The 11611-nt window shown below is 61.4% G+C and carries 11 protein-coding genes; 2 read left to right on the top strand and 9 right to left on the bottom strand.

The annotated features are described in order from the left end of the window. Window positions 1-96: 96 nt before the first annotated feature. The 9 genes from ACQ5BM_RS09590 to ACQ5BM_RS09630 all read right to left on the bottom strand — a co-directional run bounded on the left by ACQ5BM_RS09590 (window position 97) and on the right by ACQ5BM_RS09630 (window position 9397). On the bottom strand, window positions 97-1533 hold the full coding sequence (locus ACQ5BM_RS09590) for an NADH-quinone oxidoreductase subunit N (RefSeq protein ID WP_429810397.1): 1437 nt from the start codon (window positions 1531-1533) through the stop codon (window positions 97-99). Continuing rightward, complete coding sequence (locus ACQ5BM_RS09595) at window positions 1530-3005, bottom strand: complex I subunit 4 family protein (protein ID WP_429810398.1); 1476 nt, start codon at window positions 3003-3005, stop codon at window positions 1530-1532. Before ACQ5BM_RS09595 ends, ACQ5BM_RS09590 begins: the two co-directional genes overlap by 4 nt. Before the next feature lie 8 nt (window positions 3006-3013). Then, window positions 3014-4774, bottom strand: coding sequence for a Na(+)/H(+) antiporter subunit D (locus tag ACQ5BM_RS09600; RefSeq protein WP_429810400.1), 1761 nt, complete (start codon window positions 4772-4774; stop codon window positions 3014-3016). Continuing rightward, window positions 4767-5021: a hypothetical protein gene (locus ACQ5BM_RS09605; RefSeq protein ID WP_429810402.1), complete on the bottom strand. Its 255-nt coding sequence runs from the start codon at window positions 5019-5021 to the stop codon at window positions 4767-4769. The genes ACQ5BM_RS09600 and ACQ5BM_RS09605 overlap by 8 nt, the downstream gene beginning before the upstream one ends. After that, entirely contained in the window at window positions 5018-6481 is a 1464-nt protein-coding gene (locus ACQ5BM_RS09610; protein WP_429810403.1) for a monovalent cation/H+ antiporter subunit D family protein, read from the bottom strand. Before ACQ5BM_RS09610 ends, ACQ5BM_RS09605 begins: the two co-directional genes overlap by 4 nt. Before the next feature lie 4 nt (window positions 6482-6485). Then, window positions 6486-6788 carry an NADH-quinone oxidoreductase subunit NuoK gene (nuoK, locus tag ACQ5BM_RS09615; protein ID WP_077965613.1) on the bottom strand — a complete coding sequence of 101 codons (303 nt, stop codon included), beginning with the start codon at window positions 6786-6788 and terminating at the stop codon, window positions 6486-6488. Continuing rightward, complete coding sequence (locus tag ACQ5BM_RS09620; RefSeq protein WP_429810405.1) at window positions 6788-7288, bottom strand: NADH-quinone oxidoreductase subunit J family protein; 501 nt, start codon at window positions 7286-7288, stop codon at window positions 6788-6790. The genes nuoK and ACQ5BM_RS09620 overlap by 1 nt, the downstream gene beginning before the upstream one ends. A gap of 296 nt (window positions 7289-7584) precedes the next feature. Continuing rightward, window positions 7585-8580: an ABC transporter permease gene (locus ACQ5BM_RS09625; protein WP_429810407.1), complete on the bottom strand. Its 996-nt coding sequence runs from the start codon at window positions 8578-8580 to the stop codon at window positions 7585-7587. A gap of 46 nt (window positions 8581-8626) precedes the next feature. Then, complete coding sequence (locus ACQ5BM_RS09630; protein ID WP_429810409.1) at window positions 8627-9397, bottom strand: ATP-binding cassette domain-containing protein; 771 nt, start codon at window positions 9395-9397, stop codon at window positions 8627-8629. Window positions 9398-9569: 172 nt separating this feature from the next. Between ACQ5BM_RS09630 and ACQ5BM_RS09635 the strand changes: the two genes are divergently transcribed. Both ACQ5BM_RS09635 and ACQ5BM_RS09640 read left to right on the top strand, forming a co-directional pair. Further along, window positions 9570-10550 (top strand): NAD-dependent epimerase/dehydratase family protein, encoded by a 981-nt coding sequence (locus tag ACQ5BM_RS09635; RefSeq protein ID WP_429810410.1) that lies wholly within the window; start codon window positions 9570-9572, stop codon window positions 10548-10550. Window positions 10551-10597: 47 nt separating this feature from the next. Then, window positions 10598-11590, top strand: a complete 993-nt coding sequence (locus ACQ5BM_RS09640) for a sugar-binding protein (protein ID WP_429810412.1) — start codon at window positions 10598-10600, stop codon at window positions 11588-11590. The last annotated feature ends 21 nt before the right edge of the window (window positions 11591-11611 follow it).

The following is an 11611-nucleotide window of genomic DNA, read 5'->3' on the forward strand; positions in this document are numbered from 1 at the left end:
GGCCGGTAACGCGGTCGCCCCAGGAAGCGACGAAGGGCATTCCTTTCCTAAACCGCTAGTTTATTCCGTCGGATAGGCCAATGCAAATCCGATCGCTCAGCCGCCGAAAGCTGACTGCTGCGCCAGCCTCAGGAACCACGCAGGAAACAAACCGATGCCGACAGTGCCGGCGGCGGTGACGGCGAGAGCGGCGCCGACCAGGGGCGTCAGCGCCGGCTCGAACTCCCGCGCCGGCTCGCGCATGAACATCACCATCACGATACGGATGTAGAAATAGGCGGCAACGGCGCTCAAGAGCACTGCGATCACGGCCAGCAAGACGAAACCACGTTCGACAAGCGCCACCAGCACATAGAACTTGGCGAAAAATCCGGCTGTCGGCGGAATGCCCGCGAGCGAGAACAGATAGAGCAACATCAACAATGCCAGCCCCGGATGCATCTTGGCGAAACCCGCGTAGTCGTCGATAACCTCGCCCGAGAAATTGCCGTTCCGCATCATGATGACGGCACCGAAGATACCGAGATTCATGAAGGTGTAGATCAGCAGGTAGAGCATCACGCTGGCGATCCCGTCGGCACCGCCGGCCACGATGCCGAAAATGGCAAAGCCGGCATGGGCGATGCTGGAATAGGCGAGCAGGCGCTTGAAATTATCCTGCACCAGCGCCACGAAACTGCCGAGCGCCATCGTCACCACCGCGATCACGGCCAATATGATCCAGACGTTGGAGCCTGCAACCAGCGGGTTGAGGAACACTCTGAGGATCACCGCGAAGCCCGCCGCCTTGGGCCCGACGGACATGAAGGCGGTTATCGTCGTCGGTGCGCCCTCGTAGACATCCGGCACCCACATGTGGAACGGCACCGCGCCAATCTTGAAAACCAGTCCGGCGACGATGAAGACCACCGCCAGCAGCAGGCCCGGATCGAGCGGATCGGCGGTGACGGCCGCCGCCATCCGGTCCAGTTGCGTCGTGCCGGTGAGGCCGTAGACCAGCGAGACGCCATAGAGAAAAATCCCGGTCGAGACCGCGCCGAGGATCACGTATTTCAGCGCCGCCTCGTTTGACCGTTGTTCACGCCGCAGGAAGCCGGTCAGCACGTAGGTGCAGAGCACCATCAATTCGAGGCCGACATAGATCGACAGGAGATCGATGGCCGAGGCCATGATCATCATTCCAGAAAGTGCAAGGAGCAACAGGACGTAGTATTCGCTGCCGCCGATCCCCTCAATGTCGGCATAATTGCGCGAGAGCAGAAACGTCAGGACGATCGCCAGGTAGAACAGCGATTTGAAGAAGACGGAGAACGGGTCGGCGACGAACATGCCCGCATAGGCCGAGGGCCCGCCCGACAGCGTGAATGTTGCCAGGGCGGCAAAGAGCACGACTGCGACCGAGGCCCAGACAAGGGTGGCTTCCTGTCCCTTCGGCACCAGTTGTCCGACGATCAGCAGGATGCAAGCTCCCGCAACCACGGTGATTTCGGGCAGGCTCGCGAGGATCGAGGAAAGGAGCGCTGCGGCGGTCATGGGGCGCTCCCCTTGTCTTGGACCTGCTGCAAGAGATGCATCGCCGAGCTATCGATGATGGCGAGAAAAGGCTTCGGGTAGAGCCCGACCCAAAGCACGAAGACGGCAAGCGGCAAGATCGCTGCCATCTCGCGGCCATTGACATCGCGGACCTTAAAGCGCGCACCGACGCTCGCCGGGCCAAGCGCTACCCTCCGATACATGCCGAGCAGATAGGCCGCACCCAGCAATGCGCCCAAAACCGCGACCGCGCCAAGAGCAAGGTTGGCCGCAAACCCACCCGACAGCACCAGCAACTCGCCGACGAACGCGTTCGTCCCCGGCAGTGCCATCGAGGACAGCACGAACAGCGCCAGAAATCCGGTGTAGACCGGCGCCACCTTCATCAAGCCGCCATAGTCGGCGATGCTGCGGGTGTGGGTACGCTCGTAGATCAGGCCAACGAACAGAAACAGCGCGCCGGTCGTCACGCCGTGATTGAACATCTGCAGGATGCTGCCCTGGAGCCCGAGCGGGTTGAGGGCAAAAATCCCAAGCGTCACGAAACCCATGTGGCTGATGCTGGAATAGGCCACCAGTTTCTTCAGATCGTCCTGCGCCAGCGCAAGCAGGCCGCCGTAGACGATCGCGAGTGCCGAGAGCGCCATCATCAGGGTCGAATAGTATACCGAGGCCTCCGGCAGCATCGGCAGCGAAAACCTCAAGAACCCGTAGGCGCCCATCTTCAGAAGCACGCCGGCGAGGATGATGCTGCCCGCCGTCGGAGCCTGCACGTGGGCGTCCGGCAGCCAGGTATGGAGGGGAACCATCGGCACCTTGACCGCAAATGCCACGAGGAAGGCGAAGAACAGCCAGGACTGGACGCCGAACGGCAGGTCAAGCGCCATCAAGGCGAGGATGTCGAAGGTCCTGCCGCCCTCGAAATACAGCACGATGATGCCGACCAGGAACAGGAGGCTGCCCGCCAAGGTGTAGAGGAAGAACTTGAACGCCGCATAGACCCGACCGTCGCCGCCCCAGACGCCGATGATCAGATACATCGGGATCAGCATCGCTTCCCAGCAGACGTAGAACAGAAAGAGGTCAAGGGCCGAAAACACACCCAGCATCAGGGCCTGCATCGCCAGCAGGCTGATCGTGAACTGCTTCACCTTGCGGTCGATGGCGATCCATGAGGCGAGCACCGAGATCCAGCCCAACAGCGCCGTGAGAAACACGAAGAGCGCGCTGATTCCGTCGATGCCGAGCGCAAAGGTAATGCCGAGCGCCGGCACCCATGGCCGCCTCTCGACGAATTGCATCCCGGAGGTCCCGGTGTCGAAACCGGCAAGCATCGCGATGGTGAGCGCCAGGTCGAGGAAAGTAACGGCAAGTGCCGCCCATCGGACGAGATCATCGCTGCGTAGGAACATAACGACCGCTGCCCCGGCGGCGGGTACGAAGACGATCAGGCTGAGCAGAGGGAATGCCATCACACCCCCTACTGCCACACGACGGCAAAAACGGCGACCGCCGCGATCACACCGGCGATCATGGCCAGCGCGTAGTGCGTGACGACGCCGGTCTGCAGACGCCGGAGTGCGCCACCGCCAACAAGGATCGCGCGGGCGAGGCCATTCACGGCGGCATCGACGCCATTGAGATCGACCCGCAGTCCGGCCCGCGCCGTCCCGTGCAGGAGCGGCAGCGCAACGGAGTCGGACACGTTGCTCACCGCCTTTTCATAGCGCGCCACCGGCTTCTCGGCGAACCACAGGAAAGCCTGCGCGCCCTTTCGGTAGAACCAGTCCGTGTCGATGCTAACAGTGTTTTCCGGATCGAGCGCTTTCAGGAACAGGACGAAGCCCAGAGCGGTAAACATCAGCAGAGCGAGGCTCTCGGTGACATGAGCGCCGGTATAGGGCTCGAAGGCGACAGGATAGGGAAGGAGCGCGTAGAGCGGTTCAGGGAACACGCCAATCACGATGCAAAACGCCGCGGCAATAGCCATGGCAACCAGCATGTTGCGAGGCGGCTCGCGCCCTCCCAGCTTTCGATCGTGTCCGAAAAACATGTAATACGGCAGCTTGAGGCCGGTGTGCAGGAACGTCCCCGACGATGCCATCGTGAGCGCCAGAACCACGAGCGCCCGGTGGTCCTGCCCGGCGGCGGCTATGACCATCGACTTGGTGACGAAACCCGAAAAGAACGGAAAGGCCGAGATCGCGAAGGCACCGACCATGTAGAGGGCAACCGTCAGCGGCATGGTCTTGTAGAGCCCGCCCAGTTCGGTGAGCTTGCGCCGCCCAGTGACCTCGATCACCGCCCCTGCCCCCATGAAGAGAAGCGCCTTGTAGAGGATATGGGCGAAGGCGTGGCTGGTGGCGCCGTTCACGGCCATCTCGGTACCGATACCGATGCCCGCCACCATGTAACCGACCTGGCTGACGATGTGATAGGCGAGCAGCCGCCGACAGTCGTTTTCCAGCACCGCATAGACGACCCCATAGAGCGCCATCACCGTGCCGAGCCAGACGAGAAGCTCGGTCCCCGGGAACGCGCGCGCCAGCACGTAGACGGCCGTCTTGGTGGTGAAGGCGCTCATGAACACCGCCCCCGTGACGGTCGCTTCAGGATAGGCGTCGGTCAACCAGGCATTGAGCGGCGGCACCGCGGCATTGAGGAGGAAGCCTGCAAGGATCAGATAGCCGCCGGTATCCATCGTTCCCGCAATCGGGCCGAAGAGCAGCGAGCCGGCGGCGAACCCGTGAAGCACGATGCCGCCGAGCAGAACGACACCACCCGTGACATGAACCATCAGATAGCGGAAGGCGGCACGGATCGCCCGTTCGCCCCCTTGCGCGAAGACCAGATAGGCCGAGGCGAGCGCCATGCCCTCCCAAAAGAGGTAGAGCGTCAGGTAATCGCCGGCGAAGACCACGCCGAGCGCGCCGCCAACATAGACGAAGGCTGCCACATGCTGGCCCGCCGTGGGCAGATGCAGCGCGTAGATCGTGCCGATCAGCGCCATGATGGTGAAAACGGTGGCAAAGACGATGCTGAGCTTGTCGACCTTTGCAAACAGGATTTCCTGCCCGATGAATTGCCCCGCGCCATGACTGCCTGGCTCCATCGTGAGGACCGCGACGATCGCCAAAGCGGGAACCAGCACCAGATAGGCCTTGCGGATCGCCCCCTTCAGGAACGGGATCGGCACGGCGCCGAGAATGAACAGAAGGGCGGGATGGACAAAGTCAATCATAATAGTCCTCACGCCGCATGAGCCCGCCCTGATGGCCGAGGAACTTGGAAACGAAAATGAGCAGCACGCAGGAACCGAAGCCATAGGCGGCAGACCAGCCAGGCAAGCGGTCCCAGAGATATTCGGCATGTTCGCGCGGAACCAGAAGATCGGCGACGACGACCAGAACGAGCACGAGATAGAACAATCGGCGGCGTGACCTCGCGTGGCCCTCGTCGCCAAAGAAATCGACGATACGCTTGATCATCTGACCACTCCTTCCGCCAATGCGAGGAAGTAACCGGGGAAGATGCCCATCAGCACCGACAAGGCGGCGGTCGCGACCAGCGGGATCGTTACCAGCGGAATTTCACGGACCGGCTCCACCGCTCCCGGTGCCTCCGCTTTGAAAAAAGCGATATAGCTCACCGGCAGGAAGTAGGCGGCGTTGAGGACCGAGCTCGCCAAGAGGACGGCCAGGAAAGCCATTTCGCCCGCTTCGACCGAGCCGAGCGTCAGATACCACTTGCTGACGAAACCGGCGGTCGGCGGCACCCCGATCATGCTGAGTGAAGCGACGAAGAAGGCCCCCATCGTCCAGGGCAGCCGGCGGCCAATGCCGGCCATGTCGCTGATGTTTCGTTTTCCCGAGGCGCAGTAGATCGATCCGGCGCAGAAGAACAGCGTGATCTTGGAGAAGGCGTGCACCGCGATATGAAGGATACCGCCGACCATCGCGATGGGGGATAAAAGCACAGCGCCCAGCACCACGTAGGAGAGCTGGCTGACGGTAGAATAGGCGAGCCGCGCCTTGAGGTCATCCCGCGTCAGGGCGTAGATCGACGCCATCAAGATGGTGAAGGAAACGAGATAGGCGGTTGCAATTCCGAGCCCCAACCTGCCGACCAGATCCACGCCGAAGACATGGAACACGACCCGCAGCACGCAGAACACACCCATCTTTACCACCGCCACGGCATGCAAGAGCGCACTGACCGGCGTCGGTGCAACCATTGCAGCAGGCAGCCAGGCATGCATCGGCATCACCGCGGCCTTGGCGAAGCCGAAGAGGTAGCAGAAATAGATAATCGTCAGCAGCGGCGCCGAGGCATCGGCCTTCGCCAACAACCCTCCGGGTAGAAAGTCGAGTGATCCGGCGATTTGGTAAGTCAGCGCCAGCGCAGCGAGAAGCACGCTCTTCGACGCCCCCATCAGGTAGACGAGGTACTTGCGGCTTCCTGCCCAGGCCTCTTCGTCCTCGTGGTGATAGACGAGCGGATAGGTTACGAGGCTCAGCACTTCGTAGAAGATCACCAGCGTGAACAGATTGGCGGCAAAAGCACCACCGACTGCCGCCGCGAGACTGGTTGCAAAACAGGCGAAGAAGCGGGTCTGCGCGTGCTCGTTCAGGTGCCGCATGTAGCCGATGGAATAGACCGCCGCGACAATCCAAAGGAGCGACGAGACGGTGGCAAACACCATGCCGAGCGCATCGACCCGGAAAGCAAAGTCGATCCCCGGCAGAATCTCGAACAGGCGCAGTTCGACGGTGCCACCCGCGAGCACGGTGGGCGCCATCGAGATCACGATCGCGAACATGGCGACCGCAGCCGGAGGCGAGACAGCGTCCCGGATTTTCTCATGCTTGTTCAGAAGGAGAACTGCAAGCGCCGCCAGCCCGGCGATGGCGACGGCAAGTAGCGGCCGGACTGATAGCACCGGTTCCAAGCCGCTATCCTTTCATCGTCGTCACGTCGTCGATCTTGAGGGTGGACTTGTTCCTCACGAGGGCGACCAGAATGCCGAGGGCGACGGCAACCTCCGCCGCGGTGATGGCGATGACAAAGATCGCGAATATCTGTCCGCGAAAATCATCGTAGTAACGTCCGAAGGCGATGAAATTGATGTTGACCGAGTTGAGCAGCAATTCGAGCGACATCAGAACGACTAGGATATTGCGCCTGAGCAGCACACCCGCTGCTCCGATCACGAACAGGACCACTGCGAGCGAAATGTACCACCAGAGCGGAACCATCACCCGGACTCCTTACGTGCCAGTACGATCGCGCCGACAAGTGCCGCGAGAAGGATGACGGAGGCGACTTCAAACGGCAGGAGATAGTCGGCGAAAAGTGTTGTGCTGAGTTGCCTGACCTGGTCGCCGCCGCGTGGCGCGATCGGCTCAGCCGCCGAAAAGCGGCCACTCCAGAACACCAGCGCAAGCATCTCGCCCCCAAGCAGGACGAGCAGCGCCAATGCAGGCAGATTTCGCCCCGGCAGAAACCGCTGCAGCACCGCTTCGCGCACATCGATCATCATGATCACGAACAGGAAGAGGACCATGATGGCGCCGACATAGACGAAGATCTGCACAACCGCGAGCAGCGGCGCCTCGAGCAGGACGAAGATTGCCGAAATTTGCAGGAAACATGCCATCAGCGCCAATGCGCTGTGAACAGGGTTGCGCGCCAGGACGACTGTCAGGGCGGTGATCACGGCCCCCGCGGCAAACAGAAGGAAGAACCCCTGGCCCATTGACGCAGCCTCTCCCGCGCGAACTATTCCGCGGCGCGTGACGGCCGGAATTCAGATAGCGCCGCACTTCAGTTGCGTTCATAAATTGTGCCTTAGGGAAGGGTTTTTCACAAGAATATTGTCGGCAACATAATTGACTGAGTCCGCACCGAGCCCAAACCGGCTTCGCATGGGCGATTTGCCGGTGCGCGCCCCTCAAGGCGACTTGCCTCTTGGCCAGTCTGCGCCCACTCGGAAACGAACGCTTTCATGAGCCCACGGACAATTTTGCGGTCCCTTTCGCCGGAAGGCTGATGCTACTCGCTCTGGCGGAAATTGCGGACACGGTCGAAAAGGACCGCGAGTACCGTGGCACTGCCGATGAACGTCCCCTGCCAAAAGGCGCTGATGCCGAGAAGCCCGAGACTGTTGCGGATCACCTCGATCAGTGCTGCACCGACGAGCGCACCGAAGGCAGTGCCGACGCCGCCGGCGAGATTCGCCCCGCCGATCACGGCGGCGGCGATGACCTGCAACTCCATGCCGGCGCCGATATTGGTTGTCACCGCCCCGAGCCAGCCGGTTTGGATGATGCCGGCGATGCCGGCCGAGAGCGCCGAGACCATGTAGACACAGACCTTGATGGGCAGCACCGGGAGGCCCGTCGCAACGGCCGCCTGCTCGTTGCCGCCGATGGCGTAAATGTAGCGGCCAATCCGCGTCCAGCGCAGCACGAACCCGGTCAAAAGTGCCAACACGATCATGTAGATCACCGGGTTGGCGATACCGAAGACGGACCCGCCACCGAGCGCCAGCAGCTTGTCGTGGTCCGGGCCGAACTCGAAGACCACGGTATTGTTGGACGCGACCATCGCCAGGCTCCGGGCAATCGAGAGCATGCCGAGCGTCACGACAAAGGGCGGAAAGCCGAGATAGGCGATGAGGATGCCATTGAACGCGCCTATCACAAGCGCCGTTGCGACAGAGACGGCAATCCCCGTCTCGATGCCGTATCCCGCGTGCATCGTGACCGCGAGCACCATGCTGCACAGGCAGAGAACCGAGCCCACCGAGAGGTCGATCCCACCGGTGATGATGACGAGCGTCATGCCGAGTGCGATGATTGCGACGAAGGTGACGTTGCGGGTGATGTTGTAGAGGTTCTTTGCCGTCGCGAAGCTGTCGGTGGCAAAGGACAGAAAAATGCAGGCAAGGATGACAGCGACCAGAACCCAGAAGGTCTGGTTGCCAAGGATCGTACCTCCGAGCGTGCGCTGCCTGCGGGCGATCGTCTGGTCCAGCGTCGTTGCCATCGTTCCTCCCGTTCCTCCGGTGCAGACGATTGAGTTTGCCTGCCCCTCATCCCCCCTCGATGGCGCCAGTAATCAGCCCCGTCACCTCCTCCGGCGAGGTCTCTGCGATCGGCTTGTCCGCCACCTTGCGGCCCCGGCGCATGACGACGACGCGATCGGCGACCTCGAAGACATCGGGCATGCGGTGGCTGATGAGCACCACCAGGATGCCGCGATCGCGCAGTTCCCGGATCAGGTGCAGCACTTCGGCCACCTGACGCACAGATATTGCCGCTGTCGGCTCGTCCATCAAGACGATCTTCGCCTGCGAGATCATCGTACGCGCAATCGCCACAGCTTGCCGCTGCCCACCCGACATCTGCCGCACGAGGTCGCGTGGCCTGGTCTCAGAGCGGAGTTCTTTGAAGATCTCCCCGGCGCGGCGGTACATTGCCTTGTAGTCTAGCACGCGCAAGGGGCCGATACCGCGCCTCAGTTCGCGGCCGAGGAAGACATTCGCGGCCGCGGAGAGGTTGTCACAAAGGGCGAGATCCTGGTGAACGATCTCGATGCCGAACTGCCTTGCCTCGATGGGGCGATGCAAGACGATATCGTTGCCGTTAAGACGCATGGTTCCGTGGCTCGGACGGAAATTGCCTGCGATCATTTTGACAAGTGTCGATTTGCCGGCGCCATTATCGCCCATCAGGCCGACAACCTGACCGGCCGCCAACGACAGCGAAATGTCGTTCACGGCCTGTATGGCCCCGAAGTGCTTGGAAATATTGCTGAGTTCTAGCAGCACGACCAGCCTTCCAGACTCGCCAAGACGCGCCAATCCGCCCGGACGCCTCGCCGCATGCCCGCCTCCTCGCGAGCAAGCGGCTGCTTATTTACGCAAATCGTCATGAACGCGTCAATGATCTCGCACCCGATAAACCTGTTTTGTATGACAAATAGACATTGACGGGCGGAGCGATCATATATTAGCTAATGCTTGGGAGATGAGCATGCTTATCCTTGTCACCGGAGCAACTGGCAAGGTCGGGCGGCACCTCATAGCAACGCTGCTTGATCGGCCACGTTTTTCACAAGCGCGCATTCGCGCGCTCTGCCACAACCGCGTGCTCGATCCCACCGAGCGGCTTGGCATCATCCGCGGCTCCATCGCCGATCGCGCGGTCGCAGAAACTGCGATTGCCGGTGTCAGCCACGTCGTGCATCTCGCAACCTGCAAGGAAACACCCACCGACGTCATGGATGTGACGGTCAAGGGCCTCTTCTGGCTGCTTGAAGCGTTCAGAATGAGCCCAACGGCCCGGCAGTTCATTCTGATCGGCGGCGACGCAGCGGTCGGCCATTTCTTCCATACTCATGACGGACCGATAACCGAGGCGACACCGCACCGCGCCTATCCTGGCTGCTACGCGCTCTCGAAAGTGCTCGAGGAGGTGATCGTCGAGCAGTACGCAATCCAATACGGGATGAACGTGTGTTGTCTTCGGGCGCCGTGGATCATGGAAAAGGACGACTTCAAGTATTCGCTTTCCTTCGGCGACGACGTGTTCGGTGGACCCGACTGGAAGACTTATTTTGCGCCCGACGAAGCCAAGCGTCACGCAGAAGCCGGAACGGTGCCGCTGCTGCGCGATGCCGATGGAAGGCCGCTCAAGCGCAACTTCGTCCACGTCAGCGACCTCGTGTCGGCAGTGCTTAGCGCGATCGACAATCCGCGCGCAGAGCGCCAGCGTTTCAACATCGCCATGGACCGCCCGGTGGATTACGGCGAGGTTGCAAGCTACCTCAAGCGCTCGCGCGGCTTGCCGTCCGTCGACGTTCCAAGCCATTTCCACTCAAACTGGATGGACAACAGCAAGGCAAAATACCTGCTCGACTGGCAGCCAGAATACGATCTCGAAAAGCTTATCGACCAGGCCTGGCAATACGAGCGTCCGCAGAACGATCCTCGCATCGTCTGGTATCCGGGTTGATTGGTGCCGCGGACGGATGGTGTCCGCTTGTTCAACGGGAGGATAGAATGAGGAAAGCATTGGTGCTTGCAGTTGCAGCTCTCGCGCTGGCCACCGGCCCCGCCGGAGCCCAGTCAAAGAAGCAGCTCGTCATCGTCGTCAAGGGCCTCGACAATCCGTTCTTCGAGGCAATCAATCAGGGATGCCAGAAGTGGAACAAGGAAAACACAAGCTCGGAATATGAGTGCTTCTATACCGGCCCGGCGTCTACCTCCGACGAAGCCGGCGAGGCGCAGATCGTCCAGGACATGCTCGGCAAGTCCAGCACGGCTGCGATCGCCATTTCGCCATCCAACGCCAAGCTGATTGCCCAGACGCTGAAGACGGCCAACCCGACCATCCCTGTGATGACGCTGGATGCCGACCTCGCCAAGGAGGACGCGGGCCTGCGCAAGACATATCTCGGGACCGACAACTACATGATGGGGTCGCGGATCGCCGAATACATCAAGAAGGCCAAGCCGAAGGGCGGCAAGATCTGCACGATCGAGGGCAATCCAGGTGCCGACAACATCCTGCGGCGTGCCCAGGGCATGCGTGACGTGCTCACCGGGAAAGAAGGCCTGACCGAACTGAAGGGCGAAGGCGGCTGGACGGAAGTCGCGGGTTGCCCGGTCTTTACCAATGACGACGGCGCCAAGGGCGTGCAGGCAATGACGGATATCCTCGCTGCCAATCCCGATCTCGATGCCTTCGGCATCATGGGCGGTTGGCCGCTCTTCGGCGCGCCGCAACCCTATCGCGACCTGTTCAAGCCGATGGCGGACAAGATCGCGAAGAATGAATTCGTCATCGGCGCGGCGGATACGATCGGCGATGAGGTGGCGATTGCCAAGGAAGGGCTCGTAACTGCGCTCGTTGGCCAGCGCCCGTTCGAAATGGGCTACAAGGCGCCGTCAGTCATGCAGGACCTGATCGCCGGCAAGCCGGTGGAGGATCCGGTATTCACGGGCCTCGACGAATGCACCAAGGACACGGCGGACACCTGCATCCAGAAGTAAAACGGTGGCTGAGCGCGCTTT

Origin of the sequence: Ensifer sp. B1-9 (assembly GCF_050474445.1) — a bacterium.
GTDB lineage: Bacteria > Pseudomonadota > Alphaproteobacteria > Rhizobiales > Rhizobiaceae > Ensifer.